At 58.2% G+C, this 16780-nt stretch carries 11 protein-coding genes; 9 read left to right on the top strand and 2 right to left on the bottom strand.

The window, feature by feature from the left end:
- Positions 1 to 161: 161 nt before the first annotated feature.
- Both BUA42_RS14590 and BUA42_RS14585 read left to right on the top strand, forming a co-directional pair.
- Positions 162 to 1067, top strand: coding sequence for an ArdC family protein (locus BUA42_RS14590; RefSeq protein WP_072778983.1), 906 nt, complete (start codon positions 162 to 164; stop codon positions 1065 to 1067).
- A gap of 347 nt (positions 1068 to 1414) precedes the next feature.
- On the top strand, positions 1415 to 3955 hold the full coding sequence (locus BUA42_RS14585; protein WP_072778981.1) for a glycoside hydrolase family 113: 2541 nt from the start codon (positions 1415 to 1417) through the stop codon (positions 3953 to 3955).
- A 279-nt stretch (positions 3956 to 4234) separates the two neighbouring features.
- Here the strand turns inward: BUA42_RS14585 and BUA42_RS14580 are convergent, their stop codons facing one another.
- On the bottom strand, positions 4235 to 5257 hold the full coding sequence (locus tag BUA42_RS14580; protein ID WP_072778979.1) for an IS110 family RNA-guided transposase: 1023 nt from the start codon (positions 5255 to 5257) through the stop codon (positions 4235 to 4237).
- Positions 5258 to 5753: 496 nt separating this feature from the next.
- Between BUA42_RS14580 and BUA42_RS14575 the strand changes: the two genes are divergently transcribed.
- The 4 genes from BUA42_RS14575 to BUA42_RS14560 all read left to right on the top strand — a co-directional run bounded on the left by BUA42_RS14575 (position 5754) and on the right by BUA42_RS14560 (position 12706).
- Complete coding sequence (locus BUA42_RS14575; protein WP_072778977.1) at positions 5754 to 6749, top strand: HlyD family secretion protein; 996 nt, start codon at positions 5754 to 5756, stop codon at positions 6747 to 6749.
- Positions 6746 to 9442, top strand: a complete 2697-nt coding sequence (gene rbbA, locus BUA42_RS14570; protein WP_072778975.1) for a ribosome-associated ATPase/putative transporter RbbA — start codon at positions 6746 to 6748, stop codon at positions 9440 to 9442. The genes BUA42_RS14575 and rbbA overlap by 4 nt, the downstream gene beginning before the upstream one ends.
- The gene (locus tag BUA42_RS14565; RefSeq protein ID WP_072778973.1) at positions 9443 to 10567 is read left to right on the top strand and encodes an ABC transporter permease; all 1125 of its coding nucleotides are present in this window, start codon (positions 9443 to 9445) and stop codon (positions 10565 to 10567) included.
- 183 nt (positions 10568 to 10750) lie between these two features.
- Positions 10751 to 12706 carry an autotransporter domain-containing protein gene (locus tag BUA42_RS14560; protein WP_072778971.1) on the top strand — a complete coding sequence of 652 codons (1956 nt, stop codon included), beginning with the start codon at positions 10751 to 10753 and terminating at the stop codon, positions 12704 to 12706.
- 124 nt (positions 12707 to 12830) lie between these two features.
- On the opposite strand, the gene mepK is transcribed toward BUA42_RS14560, so the two are convergent.
- The gene (mepK, locus tag BUA42_RS14555; protein WP_072778969.1) at positions 12831 to 13400 is read right to left on the bottom strand and encodes a peptidoglycan L,D-endopeptidase MepK; all 570 of its coding nucleotides are present in this window, start codon (positions 13398 to 13400) and stop codon (positions 12831 to 12833) included.
- A gap of 350 nt (positions 13401 to 13750) precedes the next feature.
- On the opposite strand from mepK, the gene BUA42_RS14550 reads away from it, so the two are divergent.
- The 3 genes from BUA42_RS14550 to BUA42_RS14540 are packed head-to-tail and all read left to right on the top strand — an operon-like array spanning position 13751 to position 16778.
- Positions 13751 to 15361 (top strand): L,D-transpeptidase family protein, encoded by a 1611-nt coding sequence (locus BUA42_RS14550; RefSeq protein ID WP_072778968.1) that lies wholly within the window; start codon positions 13751 to 13753, stop codon positions 15359 to 15361.
- A gap of 28 nt (positions 15362 to 15389) precedes the next feature.
- Complete coding sequence (gene lpxD, locus BUA42_RS14545; protein WP_072778966.1) at positions 15390 to 16481, top strand: UDP-3-O-(3-hydroxymyristoyl)glucosamine N-acyltransferase; 1092 nt, start codon at positions 15390 to 15392, stop codon at positions 16479 to 16481.
- 36 nt (positions 16482 to 16517) lie between these two features.
- Positions 16518 to 16778 (top strand): acyl carrier protein, encoded by a 261-nt coding sequence (locus tag BUA42_RS14540; RefSeq protein ID WP_072778964.1) that lies wholly within the window; start codon positions 16518 to 16520, stop codon positions 16776 to 16778.
- Positions 16779 to 16780: the final 2 nt, after the last annotated feature.

Genomic DNA, 16780 nt, shown 5'->3' with positions numbered 1-16780 from the left:
CTGGGCATCCCTGGCAGACCCCCCCCCAGCCCTCGCAACGGCATGCGCCGTCTTTTCGCTTTGCCCGCCCCTTTGGGGTGCAAGGGCTGTTTGGTCCTGCCTCACCGGTCGCCATCAGGCCGCGACAGTCGCGGCTTTCAAACGGCGAAAGGAGAAAGCTCATGGCCCGCAAGACACAGAAATTCGATATCCATCAGGAGATCACCACCCGCATCGTCGATGCGATCGAAACCGCCGGAGACTTCCGGCTTCCCTGGATCACAAACAAAGGCGGCAGCTTCGAGCGTCCTGTCAACATCGCCTCCAAGAACCCCTACAACGGCATCAATGTCCTGAGCCTTTGGGTATCCGCCCTGGCCTGCGAGTTTCCTTCCAATGTCTGGGGTACGTATCGCCAATGGCAGGAAAAAGGCTGCCAGGTGCGCAAAGGTGAAAAATCCTCGCTCGTCGTCTTCTACAAGACCTTCGAAGTCGAAGATGTGAATGAAGAAACCGGTGAAGCAGAGGCCGGTGAGCGCATGATGGCTCGCGCCAGCCGCGTCTTCAACGCCGCCCAGGTGGAAGGTTTCGAAGTGGTGGCCGAAGAGCTTCCCGAAGGACCCACATTCGACCCGATCCAACGCGCCGAAGACTTCGCGCGCACCACAGGCGCACAGATCGAAGAGGGTGGCGACAAGGCTTGTTTCATCCCGTCCCTGGACGTGATCCGCATGCCTGAGCGTCGTCGCTTCACGGGCACCGAAACCACAACCCCGGCCGAAGGCTTCTATTCAACGCTTGCGCACGAGCTGGTGCACTGGTCGGGCGCAGAAAAGCGGCTTGCCCGCGATCTCTCAGGGCGCTTTGGTGATGAATCCTATGCGATGGAAGAGCTAATTTCTGAGCTAGGTGCCGCATTCATCTGCGCTGATCTCGGGATCACACCCGAGCCGCGTAATGATCATGCCTGCTACATCAAGAACTGGCTGCGTGTCCTGAAGAACGACAAGAAAGCGATCTTCAGCGCCGCCGCCAAGGCATCCCAGGCATCGACCTGGCTCCTAGCACACGAGGACGGTGCGGCGTGAGCCGCACCTATTCCATCCCGCCCTTGTCCTTCATGAAAGGCGCGTTGCATGCAGGTTGCCGCGTCGTTCACGAAAGGGCGCTTCGACCCCTCTGGGGTGTAAGGCAGATACCGGGGAAAAACGTGTCAGAACCTCTGGGGCTTTGCCCAGGGTCGGTGATACGCCTAAGTCATTGATTTCAGGAGAGCAGGGCAGGGTGGTCAGAACCCACCGTTTTTGGCATTCGAAACCCAACAATACGCTAGGGGTACAATCGTTATGCTGTGTTTGATTGACCGACTTAGGGCGAAGAGGCATGGTCTTTGGGGAAAGTAACACCACAGGTAAGTGGAAGAGGCACAACGACTATGTCAGTCGAACAGCAGTTTGAGTTTCGAGGATTTGCCTATTCCATATACGAAGGCTCGGGCCCTCCCGGAGCAATTCGAAACCTTGAAGCAGAACAACGTACTCAGATCGAGGCAAGCCTGGACCTGATATCAGGCATGAACGCGAATGCTATCATTTTGGATATGACGCTGTCTCAATCAACAGTTTCATCCTCCGATCCAAAGATTGATAGCGACTATGATGTTGGTTTTGAAACATACAGCTACATCATCGATGCTGCCGCGGCGCGGAACATTGATGTCTTTATCAAACCCGTATTATTCATTACAGATGATCCAACTCGAGGCATATTTGACTGGTTCGACGTGCTTCCTGAAAATCCAGATAACTGGTTTTCCGAATACAAGAAAATTATCGTTGAAATAGCTAATTTTGCTCAGGCTGCCGACGCAAAAGGAGTTATGATCGGTAGCGAGTTGTTTAATATCACTGTACGAAATGAATTTTACCCTGATTGGCAGGATTTAATTTTTAGTGTTCGAGGTCATTTTGACGGACTTGTAGGGTATAGTGCTGCTGCAAGCAGTGCAACGATTGAGTACCAGTCGGTCACTTTTGTTGAGGATCTGGATTTTATTGGACTATCCATGTATCCCGAACTTCTGAATGGTGATAACTTTGCACGGGAAGATGTTCACGTCGCTTGGTCAGATGACCTTTACGGATCAAATACACTTCAAGCCTTCAAAGACTTCATCGAGAGAACTGATACGCCTGTCTTTATCACTGAGTTCAACTCCTTCCCTATAAGCGGTGGAAATCAAACTTGGTTCGAACAGACCGAAGCTTCTTGGAATTCACAGAACGTGGTTGTCAATGAAGGTCGACAGCAGACGGTTATCAATGGTTCTATCGATGTTTTCTTGTCAGAACTTGCTGATCTGGAGGGGGTATTTTTCTGGACGCAATCGTATTTCGCGCAGTTTTTCCAGGAGCCGAACGATCAAGAGGTAAGCTATGGACTTTGGGCAAACCACTTTCATGACAAACTTGTTGCGCAGGACATTGCGGGCTTCTTTGGGGGTAGTGACGCAGGAGCAATTAACCTGAACGTACAAGGCTCTGATAAAGCTGACGACCTCTTAGGCGGGTTTGGAGATGACACAATCCAAGCTGGGTTTGGTGACGACGAGATACGCAGCGGAGCCGGAACCGATGTAATCGATCTGCGGTCTTCTAGTAGGGAAGTGACACCTAATACATTTGTGATTGAGCCTTATGCTCTCAACAGTCCTCTTGATCCGATTATTTTTGACGAAAATCTAGTCTATCCTACTGTGACAATTTCCCTTTCCGACCGCACAGAGATAGCCTCATTCCAGGTGTTTGATTTCATCTATTTTCCGGAAGGCAACTCCGAGAGAAGGGAGTATGAGCTTCCAGATGTCGATAATGTTGACCTTGTGATCAACGTGGACATTCATGAAAGTTACGGTCAGGAGTTACTTTTTGACTCCTTAGAGCTGAATGGGACCCCCTTGCGGCTAGTGGACTTCATTCGCATTGAAATTGTTGGTGGGTTCGAGCTCGTTTTGCCAGCAGCGCTTTTGAGCGAGATCGCGATAAAGTCTCTCACAAATAACAATACAGTTCATTCCGGTGCCGGGAATGACGTCATCTATTCGGGCGACGGGAATGACAGTGTGATTGGGGGTGATGGAACCGATACCGTCATCCTGGAAGGAAACCAAGACAGTTACACCCTGTCCATTTCCGCCAACGAGACGCAAGTAATTGATCGCCGTCCTGACGGGCGGGGAACAGATACCCTTACTGGTATCGAGATGTTGGACTTCGGAACAGAGATTGATGTGTTTGGCGCCGGGCCAATGAACCTTGATATCTTTGACGATGCTCCAGGTCTGAACAGCAATCAGTTTGCCGCCATGGCTGAACTCTACATCGCTTATTTCAACCGTGCCCCGGACGCAATTGGTTTAAACTTTTGGGCTTCCAGCTTTGCCAGAGGTGAGGTTGATCTACCTCGTATGGCTGAACTTTTCTTTGATCAACCCGAAACTCGATCTGTTTATGCATCTTCTTTGAATGAAGACGGGTCTCAGATTACCGATGTGATCGCTTTTGTGACGGCGATATATACCAATGTTTTGGATCGGTCGCCCGATCCGGGTGGCAGAGACTTTTGGGTTGGCGTTCTGGAGCAAGGCGCAGTGACACCAGGGGCCGCCATTCGAAGCATCATTGAGGGCGCAAAAGCAAATGCACCGCCTGACGCTACGCAGGCTGAGATAGTGGCCCGTGCTCTCGACCAGCAATACTTGGCGAACGCAACGGATATCGGAGTGCACTTCGCTGTCATCAACGGAATGTCTAACACCAACAACGCTGATGTTGTCATGAATCTTTTAACCAGAACGCAGGAGAGCGTCAGTACTGCGGTCGGCCAATCCAACCAATTTCTTGAAGCAGCACAGTCAGCGCAAGACGGTGAGTTTCTAATGCCGTTGATCGGTGTCATCGACGATCCCTTTGGATAAGGGATTAATTACCATAAAACATTGTGGATGCCCCGTTTACTGTGAGTGAATTCAAAGTCTTGGAACGCCTGATCGGGTGCAGTCATGTGTCCGGCCTCTGGTGTGCCGCGACACGCGCGGCGGGCCCTTATGGAGTTGCGAGGCGCGGGCCCCAATCACATTAACGGGCTCGAAGGCCGCCGTTTTATCCTGGTTTTCCCGCTGCCGATCTCATGATCGTCGTGTTCCGTAACTTGTCCTTCGTCCTCTCAGTCCTGCCGGTATCCTGACTGCGCCGACTTAGGCGGCAGCCCGAATGTCGTAGTCGCAACCCTCGGCGAGCATTGCCCAGAGCCGTCGTGCCATCCGATTGGCCAGGGCAACGGCTACCAACATGCGTGGTCGCCTCATAAGCATACGGGCGAGCCAGGGATCATCGCAATGGCCTTTGCGTTCGCTCGCACTGATGACGGACATCGCGCCGATAATCAGGAGTTTTCGCACGTCACGCTGACCCATTTTCGTGATCCGCCCAAGCCGATCCTTACCGCCCGTTGAATGTTGTCGCGGCACCAATCCCAGCCAGGCCGCAAAATCCTGACCTTTGCGAAAATTCTCTGTAGGTGGACAAAAGGCCTGAACGGCCCTGGCGGTCATGGGCCCAATGCCGGGCATGGTTTGCATGCGCCGCGCTTTTCCGTTTCTCAGCGCGCCTTTCTTGATCTTCACATCGAAAGCGGCGACCTCCGTATCGACGCTCTCGATCTGGCGCAGATACGCATGCACGATGTTTATGACTTCTGAAGGCGCAGCGTCCAATTCAGTCCGGCACCTTGATGCGAAGGCGTGCCCGTTGCGACGCTGTTGGGGCAAGATGATCCCGTATTCTGCCAGATGTGCCCGTACCGCATTGATCAACTGAGTGCGTTGCCGCACGAAAAGTTCGCGCGTGCGAAAGAGCACCGCCTGCGCTTGCTGGTCTTCGTCCTTCACCGCAACAGTTCGGATTGAGGGTCGGGACGCCGCTTCGGCAATCGCTTCTGCGTCGATGGCATCGTTCTTGTGCCGCTTAACAAATGGTTTGACGTAGAGCGGTGGGATCAAGCGCACGTCATGACCGGCAGCGCGGGCCATGCGTCCCCAGTGGTGAGCCGAGCTGCATGCTTCCATGGCAACGATGCAAGGCGGCAGGTCTGACAGCATTTTCTGGAACTGAGATCGGGTCAGTTTCTTCCTGAATATAACACAACCCTTATTACACGTGCCGCAGGCCGCGAACGTCCGCTTGGCCAAATCCACACCCAAAATATGAAGTTTCGACATTGGTTTCCATCCTTCTTTCTCAACCGAGTCCATTATGAACCGGCAGGAGGGGCATCCAATACATCACATTAAACGGCTGAAATCCCGATATAGTTCTTGACGGGGTACTTGCGGTGTCTGTTTGCCACGATTTCTTTTTTTGAGTAAAGCCGCAATCAACTTATAGGGTAGCTAAGTGCAGGTGAATGCTGAAGTCGATCTTGCCTCGAGCCTCCTAAGCCTTCATGCCAATCATGCAGTCGGGGCAAATACTTCACACTGTGTGGTGCGTTATGTGGTATGTTTTGCTAGTGAGATATTGAAGTTGTTACAAAACAAGTAAATGCTAAAGAAATTAGTCGGACTGAGCCTCCGCCATTCCCGCCCACTCGCACCCACCAAAATCCGTTTTGTTGTCACTTAGCGACCCAATGACCTGCGCTTGATGTAGCGCAAGGCCGGGATGCTTTGACTTGTCCACATTGGGGCGGTGTCGTGAGGTTTGGGGCGCTTTGTCATGTTCAAGTCAAAAAGTTTTTTCATTGCGGTCGCCGCGCTTCTGCTCGCGGGTATGGCGGCGTTCATGTTCGTGTCTGAGGAGGGCGCGGACCTGCCTGTCGGGTTTGTTCAGGGCAACGGACGGATCGAGGCCGAGCAAGTCGAGATCGCGCCGACGCTTCCCGGGCGCGTGGCGCGGGTGATGGCGGCAGAGGGCAGCCTCGTTTCCACCGGCGATATTCTGGTCGAAATGGACACGGATGAGCTCTCCGCAGCGCTGGACCGGGCCAAGGCCGAAGTGGCACTGGCGCGCCAGATCAAGGCCGAAGCCGAAGCTGTCATGGTTCAGCGTGAAAGCGAACAGCGACGGGCTGAACACGAGTTGGAACGGGCGCAGGCGCTTCTGGCGGGGCAGAACATCTCGGAGACGGTGTTCGAAGAGCGTGAAACAGCACGAGAGGTCGCAGACGCCGTGCTGGGCGCATCGAAAGCCCGGGTGGCGACGGCGGAGAGCCAGATCGCCGCGGCCGAGGCCGAGGTGCGCCGGATCACGGCACAGCTTGAGGATAGCAAGCTCTTTGCGCCAATGCCCGGGCGCGTGTTGTACCGGCTGGCGGAGCCGGGAGAGGTTGTGCCGGCGGGCGGTCCGATCCTGACGCTTCTCAGTCTTGAGAACGTGTATATGGAGGTTTTCCTTCCGGCGCGCGAGGCGGGGCTTTTGCCGATCGGCGCCGACGCGCGGATCGTCCTGGATGCGATGCCTGATTTCGGCATCCCGGCGGCGGTCAGTTTCGTGTCACCCGAGGCGCAGTTCACGCCTAAGCAGGTCGAAACACTGAGCGAACGGGAGCAGCTTGTCTTCCGGGTCCGTGTCCGCATTCCCGAAGACCTTGTCGAAGGGCGGATCGAACATGTCAAAACCGGGCTGCGGGGTATTGCCGTCATCCAGCTGGACCGCAGTGCAGAGTGGCCCGAAGCGCTACAAAGGCGCATTCCGCCAGAGCTTTTCGAATGAACGGCGAGCAAACGGACGCTGCGATCACGATCGCGGATGTCTCGCATCTGTATCGGAAGACGGTGGCGTTGGATGCGGTGTCTCTGGACTTGCCCGCAGGACAGCTGATCGGGTTTATTGGCCCCGACGGGGTGGGCAAGTCGACACTTCTTGGCCTGATCACCGGCGCGAAGAAGGTGCAGTCCGGACAAATCGAAGTGCTCGGCGGGTCTATCAGCGATGTCAAACACCGGCGGCAGATCTGCCCGGCCATCGCATTCATGCCGCAGGGTCTGGGCCGGAACCTTTATGCCGAATTGTCGGTGCGCGAGAACCTCGAGTTTTTCTCACGTCTCTTTGGGCAGGGCCGGGACGAGCGCGAGGTGCGGATCGAAGCGCTTTTGTCCGCCACCGGTCTTGCACCGTTTGCCGACCGGCTGATGGGCAAGCTGTCGGGTGGTATGAAGCAGAAGCTTGGCCTCTGCTGCGCGCTTATCCACGACCCGAAACTGCTGGTGCTGGACGAGCCGACCACAGGGGTCGATCCGTTGTCGCGGCGGCAGTTCTGGGCCTTGATCGCGGCCATCCGCGATATCACGCCCGGCCTGACGGTTTTGGTGTCGACGGCTTACATGGAGGAGGCCGAATCCTTCGACCGGATTGTCGCGATGGATGCAGGTCGGGTGTTGTTTCAGGGCACGCCCGATGCGCTCAAAGGCGACATGGAGGATCTGGAGGAAGCCTATCGCGCCTTGCGTGCCGATGGTCGTCCGTCTGAGACCTTCGAAGACGCCCCGCAAAACCACAATAATGGCGACCCGGTAATCACCGCCGACGGCTTGACCCGCAAATTCGGCGATTTCGTCGCGGTCAATCACGTCGAGTTTTCGATCCACAAGGGCGAGATCTTCGGATTTCTCGGCTCCAACGGCTGCGGAAAATCGACGACGATGAAGATGCTGACGGGGCTGCTGCCGATCACCTCGGGGGAGGCGACCTTGTTCGGCAAACCCGTAGATGCGCGCAATCGTGCCCTGCGTCGGGACATCGGGTACATGAGCCAAGCGTTCTCGCTCTATGGCGAATTGACCGTTCTGCAGAACCTGCAGCTTCATGCGCGCATCTTTGCGATCAAGGATCAGGAGGCGCGCATCGCCGATCTCCTGTCGCGGTTCGATCTGGACGCGCATCGCGACGCCCTTGCGGCGGCGTTGCCGCTGGGCATCAAGCAGCGTCTGTCGCTTGCCGTCGCGATCATTCACCGTCCGCGCGTTCTAATCCTCGATGAACCCACATCCGGGGTCGATCCCGAGGCGCGTGATGGGTTCTGGGCGTTGCTCATTGGATTGTCGCGGAACGAAGGTGTCACGATCTTTGTGTCCACCCACTTCATGGCAGAGGCAGAGCGCTGCGACCGGGTGTCATTCATGCACGCAGGCCGCGTCCTGGCCGAAGGCACGCCGGAAGACTTGATGGCCGATGAGGGTGCTGACAGCCTCGAAGAGGCGTTTATCGCAATCCTCGAAGCGGCGGACCCACCCACTCCGGTGCGTGCGCCGGATGTTGCGGTCGCGGCCCATACGTCAGCGACGGGAAGCAGCATTGGACGCGCCTTGGCCTACACGCGCCGAGAGACGGTCGAGGTTCTGCGCGATCAGGTGCGTCTGGCCTTCGCGTTCATGGGGTCGGCGATCCTCATGCTTGTCTTCTGCTACGGTATTACGCTCGACATCGAAGAGCTGGATTTCGCGGTGCTCGACCTGTCCCGCAGTCCCGAAAGCCGCGCCTACATTTCCGAGATCGAGGGGTCGCGATACTTCGAACTTGGGTCGCAACTGCAAAGCGCTGAGGAAGGTCGGCTCCAGCTACAGTCGGGCAAGGTGTCGCTTGTGGTGGAGATCCCGCCCGACTTTGGCCGCCAGCTCCGATCCCGCGAACCGACCGAGGTGCTGGCCACAGTGGATGGCGCGATTCCGTTCAAGGGGGAAACCGTCGAAGGCTATGTCGCTGGCCTGCACCAGACGTTTCTTGGCGTCATCGCCCGGGAAGGCGGTGTCCAGCACGAAGAGCTTGCCCGGATCGAACCGCGCTTCCGCTATAACCAGAGCTTTGAGAGTATCGCCGCAATGGCACCGGCCATGCCCGCGATCCTGCTCATCATGCTTCCCGCCGTGCTGGCCGCTGTCAGTGTGGCGCGCGAACGGGAATTGGGCTCCGTCATCAATTTTTACGTGACGCCGACCACGCGGCTGGAATTCCTGATCGGCAAACAGATCCCCTATATCGTCATTGGGTACGCCAATTTCCTCTTGCTCGCAGGGATGACCGTCTTTCTCTTCGGCGTCCCGCTGAAGGGCGATCCCCTTCCGTTGGCGCTTGGGGCGTTTCTCTATATCTGGGCCACGACCTCATACGGCCTGTTCATTGCCACGATGACGTCAAGCCAGGTCGCCGCGACCTTTGCCACGGCCATTGCGTCGGTCGTGCCGACCATCCAGTTTTCCGGCTTGTTGCAGCCGGTCTCCACGCTTGAGGACGGGGCGCAGGTGATCGGGTCGCTTTGGCCGTCATCTTATTTTTTGCACCTGAACGTAGGGGCCTTCACGAAAGGTCTGGGATGGGAGGCGCTGGGGCCGGACATCCTTGCGTTGGCCTGTTTCGGTCCGGCCTTCACGGCAGTTGCCGCGCTGTCGCTGCGCGCGCAGGAGAAATAGATGCAGCGTCTGGCGTGCATATTCTGGCTTGGTCTGAAGGAAATGGTCAGCCTGCGCCGTGACTGGGTGATGATGGCGCTGCTTGTGTGGTCATTCACATTGGCCCCGGTGATGGAAGCCACCGGCGTCGCCAACTCCGTCAACAATGCCTCCATCGCTTTTGCCGACGAAGACAACTCCCCATTGTCACGCGCCCTTGCCGCCGCGTTCTTTCTGCCGGAGTTCCAACCCGTGGTGCAAATCGTCCCTGGCACCGGCGCGACCGAGATGGATGCGGGCAACTTCCTTTTCGTCGTCGCGGTCCCGCCGGGCTTTGAAAAAGACGTGCGTGCGGGGCGCAATCCCGAAATCCAGGTCCTCATCGACGCCACGGCGATGGAACAGGCGGGCATCGGGGCCACTTACATCACGAATATCCTTGGCACCGAGATCCGGCGGTTTGCCCTTGGCGCCGATCTTGTCGTGCCGCAGCCGGTCGACCTTGTCCTGCGCAGCGCTTTTAACCCGAACCGGGATACCGTGCGTTTTGCAGGCATCGTGGCGCTGATCGGGCAGATCATGTGGCTGACCACGATCCTCACCGGTGCCGCGATGATCCGCGAACGCGAACACGGGACAATCGAACATCTTCTGGCGATGCCGCTATCCCCGTTCGATATTGCGATGGCAAAGATTTGGGCGAACGCAATGGTTGTGCTCATCGCCGCGGGACTGTCGCTCACCTTTGTCATGCAGGGCGCGCTGGGCATCACGATTGCGGGCTCGAAACTCCTGTTTCTCATCGGAACCGCGCTCTTTCTGTTCACGGCAACGGCGCTCGGTGTTTTCCTGGCGACACTTGCCCGGTCCATGGCGCAATTCGCGTTGCTCGTCATGCTGATCGTTTTGCCCATGCTCATGCTGTCCGGGGGCGAAACCCCGATCGAGGGCCAGCCCGTGTGGCTTCAGTTCGGCACGCTCATCCTCCCGTCCCGTCACTACATGACCGCCAGCCAGGCCATCGTGTTCAAGGGTGCAGGTCTTGAAACAGTCTGGCCCGAATTCCTCGCGCTGACCCTTTTGGGCCTCGCGCTTCTTGCGACGAGCCTTCTGCTTTTCCGCCGATCCGTCGCGCAAGAAGGGTGAGCCATGGTCGGCGGTTTTAGCAGTCGGCGTTCAGTTCAGACGGGTGTCACGCATGTGACGACGCGTCAGATCGGCCAAAAATGCATCCGACGTGCAAATTCACGTTGACTCACCCTACGTCAATTCCGTTCCAGTAAATGCAACGAAAAGAACCGGCTGCTGAAAGCCTTGGGAGGGAAACGGATGACTTTCAGAAAACTCGCTTTGGCGAGCACGGTATTGACCTGTGCGGCCAGCATTACGTCAGCGGACGAACTGCGCTTCGACGACCTGTTCATCATCGGCGACTCGCTGAGCGACGCCGGGGCCTATTCGCAATCGGTTCAGGCCGCGGGCATGGGGCTTTTGCCAGTCATCAACTACAAGTTCCTGACCAACGCGCCCGACGGATCCTCGCTGACCTTTGGCGAGGTTCTGGGCAACGAACTGGGACTGAGCCTTGGTCCGAATGTCTATTCCGCCGTGCCCTTGGCCGGGTTGCAGGAAGTCGACCTTGGCGGGACAATCTATGCTGAGGGCGGGTCTCGGGTCACAAACCCAAGCGGGATTGGGTTCAATACTTCGCAAGGGATCACGACGCGGTCCCTGGCCGAACAGGTGGACCGCATGCTCGCAGATCGCCCGAAACTGGGCGAGAACGACCTGGTCATTCTTTGGGGCGGTGCCAACGACGTCTTTGCACAGGCGGGTGCCGTTGGGGTAGGGGCGATTACACCTCAGGATGCGGCCGCCAACATGGCGCAAGCCGCGACAGAGCTTGTCGGCCTCGTGGATCGGGTCAAAAACGCGGGCGCGGAGTCGGTCATCGTGGTCACGATTCCGGATATCGGTTCGACGCCATTCGGTCTGTCCTCGGGCCCGCAGGGCGCCGCGCTTCAGACGGGGCTGACCGACGCATTCAACAACACTCTGCTTGCCTCGATTGGAGACAAGGCCGTCATCGTGGATTCGCAAAAGCTCCTTGGCGCGCTTCAGGCGGATCCGGCAAAATACGGCTTCACCGCACCGAACGCGGCCACGGTCCCGGCTTGCCCCGGCAGTTCGCTCGGCTGTCTGCAGGGCGTCGATGCAAGCGCTGACAGTGAACTGCGTATCTTTGCGGATGGCGTTCACCCCACAACGTCGGCGCACGCCTTGTTCGGTCAAGCGTCTTTCGCGGGGCTGCAAGCCGCGACACAAACCGGCGCGATTTCCATCGCGACCATGACAGCCCTGCGCCAGCACGGTCTGTCGATTGAAAACCGTATGAACCCGACCGTTCTGCGCACGACTGACGAAAACGGCGCACCACGCCGCCGCGAGGTGGGCGAGGTTGACGTGTATGCCAGCCTCGACGTCGGTCGTTTTGAAGGTGACGCACAGCAGGTGACGCCCGGCGTCGAAGGCACCACACGCGTGCTGAAGGCCGGGGCGGATGTCGTCGTCGCTCCGAACGCCACAATCGGTGCGGGGATCAGCCTCGACTATGGGGAAGTCGATTTCGACAACGATGCCGGTGGCTTTGACACCGACCTCGTCATCGGTGTCGTCTTCGGTCAGGTCGCCTTGTCGCCGAAGTACTATCTCAACGCGGCCTTCGGCGGCGGGCGCGTGAATGTCGACGACATCACTCGCAGTTTCGCCCTAGGACCGGCGACCGAAACCTACACCGCGGACACGGAAGGCGATTATCGCTTCGCCCGCATCGGTGGTGGTGCGCTCTACGCGATCAACAGCCAGGTGCGCCTCAATCCGTTTGCCCATTACACTTGGGAACGAGTGTCGCTGGATGGCTTCACCGAGTCCGATGGGGCGGCCAGCCTGTCGTTCGGTGAGACGGAGTACGAATCCAGCCGCATCACCGCCGGTTTGTCTGCCCTCATCACGCCGGAGAACATGGATGGCTGGACCTTCAACCTGCGTGGCTCGATCGAACACGATTTCAACGATGACCCGCTGGAGGTGTCGCTTGGACCGAACGCCAACACGCTCGGAACCGTCTCTGCACCACGTCCGGATCAAACCTGGGGTTACATCGCGGGCTCGGTCGTGAAGGAATTCGGATCGGGTTCGTTCCTCAGCCTGACCGGCAGCAGTTCCATCGGTCTCGACGGCTCGCGCGGCTTCACCGGGGCGCTGACCTACAAGATGACGTTCTAGTCACTCATGCATGACGTCGACCACTGCGTTCCGCGCGGTGGTCGGTTTGCCGCGTTGCACAAACAAAAATGGATGCCGCCCCGCGACACCCATCCAAATTTCCAGTCTTATCAGCGTTGAGGTCTTACCGGCCCCAGGACCGGACCGGGCCGCAGTCCATGTGGACGAAGCCGGAGCCAGAGTAGCGGCCAACTCCGCCCGCTTTGCAGGCGGCGGCGGCGCGGGCCATCTGGTTGACCGACCGCGAGCTGAGGCGCAAGTCTGCAGCCTGACCTTTGAGGTGGAGCGAGTTCTTCGCCACGCCCGAACCACGGCTCCGCAGCATCGCGTTTGTTTTCGGGCTGCGATAGCCGCTCAGCAACATGTAGGGTTCGCTTGTGTCCAGAAGGTTGTGCGCGGCGGCCATGATATCGATGGTGCGCAGATCGATGGATTTCACATCGTTGGTGCGCCAGTCGCGCATGAAGTGATGCACTTCGCGCACGGCGTCTTTGATGTATTCGCCTTCGATCCAGTAGATCATGTCGATGCGTTCGCCAGTTCGGCCGGAGTGCATCTTGATCCGTCGGATGTCACCTCCGCCGCGCAGGAAACCCGCTGCGTTCGAGTAGGTGGGTGCCGCTGCAACCGCCGTCGCCGCAAAAGCAGTCAGCAGTCCGCGACGCGTAAAGCCGCCAGATCCAGTGTCAGTCATTGATAAGTGCCTGTGTGTCCCGTGTTCACTTAAGTCTGAAGCCCAGGCCGTTCCCCGAGCGCTGCCGAATGCCTGATATTGCGCGTGACTATGACACAACACGAATCGTAAAAAAACCTAAAGTTCCGAGAAAAATCGGGGATCAATTATTTTCGGCAAAAACCTGCTTAAATTCGCAAACTGTGTTTAAGTTACGCTACACCTGTCGCTGCGGTGCAGCTTTGCCGCAAATTTAAAGTAATTGTCAAAATATACCTTTTTGTGAGTGGACAGCTTTGGCGACCAGCATGACGATGGAACCCAAAGCGCTGTCAATGCGCTGACGTTGTACGATCGAGGGAGAGTACCTTATGACCCGCCAGACATTCCTGCGTAGTGCCGCCGTTCTTGCCCTGGCTGCGGCCGCATTTGTCATGCCGGTCAAATCCGACGCCGTTCAGGTCACTGCATTCCAGCAAGCTGTGGCAGAGAATGTGTCGCGCGACGACGAGATCGCAGCCTTTTACCGGGATCGCGGTTTCGCGCCGATCTGGACGGGTGACAGCCCGGCCGATTTCGCGCGCCGGACCGCTTTGATCGAAGCGCTTGCATCCGCGCGGCATCACGGCCTTCCTCAGCGCAGCTATAATCAGGACGCTTTGCTGGCGCGCATGGCGTCGGTGCGAAACGGCTTTGATCGCGGTGCGCTCGAAGTGCAGTTGACGGAACTGTATCTCGACTTCGCGCGCGACATGCAGACCGGTGTGATCGACACGCCGCAACGCGTTCACCGTGAAATCGTCCGCGAAATTCCGCGACGCGACGCGGGCTTCTACCTGTCGGGTCTGCTGTCAGACGATCCATCGGCCTTCATCGCCTCGCTGGTCCCGCAAAGCCACGAATATACGCGTTTGATGAAGGCCAAGATGCGGCTGGAACATGCCGTTTCGCATGGTGGCTGGGGCGCAACAGTGCCGTCCCGCAAGATGGAACCCGGCGATAGCGGGCAGGGCGTAGTCGCGCTGCGCGACCGCCTGATCAGGATGGGATACCTGAAACCGACTGTTACGGCATCTTACGATGCCGCGATCACGGAAGCCGTCGCAACCTTTCAGGACCGGCACGGCCTGACCGCAGACGGCATTGCCGGGGCGAGCACCATTGCAGAGATCAACGTCGCGCCGCAGGACCGTCTGAAATCCGTCATGGTGGCGATGGAGCGCGAACGCTGGATCAATCGTCCAGACGGGTTGGGCGACCGCCATATCCTTGTGAACATCACCGATTTCAAAGCCCGCATCTTTGACCACGGAAAACTGACGTTCGAAACACGCTCGGTAGTCGGCCATCAGGAGCTTGACCGTCAGACACCGGAATTCTCGGACGAAATGGATCACATGGTCATCAACCCAAGTTGGTTCGTGCCGCGCTCCATCATCGTGCGAGAGTACCTGCCCAAGTTGCGCGCCAATCCCGGCGCAGTATCACACCTTGAAATCACCGACAGTCGCGGTCGGGTGGTGAGCCGCAATCGCAGCTTTGCGGGCTACACGGAACGCAACTTCCCCTTTGCCATGCGTCAGCGGCCCGGACCGCGCAATGCACTGGGCACGGTGAAGTTCATGTTCCCCAACAAGCATAACATCTATCTGCATGATACGCCTGCGAAATCCCTGTTCTCGCGTGAGGTGCGCACCTTCAGCCATGGCTGCGTCCGCCTGAACGATCCGCACGAGTTCGCCTACGCGCTTCTGGCCCCGCAGACCGATGACCCGGTTGGCTTCTTCCACAGAACACTGCGCACCGGTCAGGAAACGCGCGTTAATCTTGAGACGCCGGTCCCCGTTCATCTGATCTACCGCACGGCCTTCACCACACCGAAGGGCGACGTCCAGTTCCGTCGCGATGTCTATGACCGTGACGCATCAATCTGGCGCGCGCTGAGCGCGGCAGGGGTGGAGATCGGCGGCATTCAAAGCTAAACCTTCGGCCAGTCAGGCCGGAGGCACCATGCCCTTTTCCATCGCAGAGATCGCAGACGCCCTTGGCATTCGCGCCGAAGGCAACGTGGCTCTGACCATCAGCGCTGTGGCGGAGCCGGCCCACGCGGGTCCCGACGACCTCGCGCTGGCCATGAAACCGGAATTCGCGGCGCAGCTCACTCAGGGCCAGGCCCGCGCCGCCATGCTATGGGACGGCGCGGACTGGCGGGCATTTGGCCTCGACGCGGCCCTGATGGCGCCTCGTCCGCGTTTCGCCATGTCCGGCCTCTCTGCCATGCTGGACACGGGCAGTGGTTACGAGACCGGCATCCATCCCAGCGCCATCATCCATCCCGACGCGGTCTTGGGCGCGGACGTATCCATCGGTGCTCTTACGGTGATCGAGGCCGGCGCGCGCATCGGGTCGGGAAGCGTCATCGGACCGTCCTGTTACGTTGGAAAAGACGTGACCCTTGGGGCCGACGCGCGTCTCAACAGCGGTGTCCGCTTGATGCACGGCGTGAGCATCGGTGATCGTTTCATTGCTCATCCCGGCGCGGTGGTCGGGGCCGACGGGTTCTCCTTTGTGACGCCGGAAGCCTCAGGCGCGGAAAACGTCCGCGAGACGCTGGGCGATGCCGGGAATGCCATGGCCCAAAGCTATGCCCGCATTCATTCGCTGGGCTCCGTGACCATCGGCGACGATGTGGAACTCGGGGCGAATGCCTGTATCGACCGGGGCACCGTGCGTGACACACAGATTGGCAATGGCTGCAAATTCGACAACCTTGCCCAGGTCGGCCACAACGTGGTCATCGGCAATGACTGTCTGATCTGCGCGCAAGTTGGCATCGCCGGGTCGAGTCGTATCGGCAACAACGTGGTTCTGGGCGGCCAGAGTGGCGTCAGCGACAACATCTTCATCGGCGACAACGTCATCACCGGCGGCGCCACCAAGGTGCTGTCCAACGTTCCTGCCGGGCGGGTCATGCTTGGCTACCCGGCCATGAAAATGGACACACAACTGGATCTCTACAAGCAGCTGCGCCGCCTGCCGCGGCTGATTGCGGATGTGGCCGCTCTCAAGAAAACGGTTTCAAAGACCGAACCCAGTGACTAAATCACGCCCAACGAAAGCGTCTGAAGGGTGGGACAGATGAGCGTGCAAGACAGGGTGATCAAGATCATTGCCGATCAGGCGATGATCGAGCCGTCCGACGTTGCTCTGAACGACACGATGGAAGACCTCGGCATCGACAGCATGGCCCTTGTGGAATGCATCTTCGCTCTTGAAGAAGAGTTCGACATCGAAGTGCCGTTCAACGCCAATGAACCGGGCAAAAGCGATTTCGACATCTCGTCGGTGACTTCGGTGATTGCAGGTGTGGAACGCCTGATCGCGGACCAGTCCGGCTGACA

The sequence above is a fragment of the Marivita hallyeonensis genome (assembly GCF_900129875.1).
GTDB lineage: Bacteria > Pseudomonadota > Alphaproteobacteria > Rhodobacterales > Rhodobacteraceae > Marivita > Marivita hallyeonensis.
This window is presented reverse-complemented; position numbering and strand designations above follow the sequence as displayed.

What these genes read in the sequence shown, in the direction of transcription:
- BUA42_RS14585 (WP_072778981.1), top strand. Translation starts at nt 1,415, where the DNA reads ATGTCAGTCGAACAGCAGTTTGAGTTTCGAGGATTTGCCTATTCCATA.
- BUA42_RS14550 (WP_072778968.1), top strand. Translation starts at nt 13,751, where the DNA reads ATGACCCGCCAGACATTCCTGCGTAGTGCCGCCGTTCTTGCCCTGGCT.
- mepK (WP_072778969.1), bottom strand. Translation starts at nt 13,400, where the DNA reads ATGACTGACACTGGATCTGGCGGCTTTACGCGTCGCGGACTGCTGACT.
- rbbA (WP_072778975.1), top strand. Translation starts at nt 6,746, where the DNA reads ATGAACGGCGAGCAAACGGACGCTGCGATCACGATCGCGGATGTCTCG.
- BUA42_RS14565 (WP_072778973.1), top strand. Translation starts at nt 9,443, where the DNA reads ATGCAGCGTCTGGCGTGCATATTCTGGCTTGGTCTGAAGGAAATGGTC.
- BUA42_RS14560 (WP_072778971.1), top strand. Translation starts at nt 10,751, where the DNA reads ATGACTTTCAGAAAACTCGCTTTGGCGAGCACGGTATTGACCTGTGCG.
- BUA42_RS14580 (WP_072778979.1), bottom strand. Translation starts at nt 5,257, where the DNA reads ATGTCGAAACTTCATATTTTGGGTGTGGATTTGGCCAAGCGGACGTTC.
- lpxD (WP_072778966.1), top strand. Translation starts at nt 15,390, where the DNA reads ATGCCCTTTTCCATCGCAGAGATCGCAGACGCCCTTGGCATTCGCGCC.
- BUA42_RS14540 (WP_072778964.1), top strand. Translation starts at nt 16,518, where the DNA reads ATGAGCGTGCAAGACAGGGTGATCAAGATCATTGCCGATCAGGCGATG.
- BUA42_RS14590 (WP_072778983.1), top strand. Translation starts at nt 162, where the DNA reads ATGGCCCGCAAGACACAGAAATTCGATATCCATCAGGAGATCACCACC.
- BUA42_RS14575 (WP_072778977.1), top strand. Translation starts at nt 5,754, where the DNA reads ATGTTCAAGTCAAAAAGTTTTTTCATTGCGGTCGCCGCGCTTCTGCTC.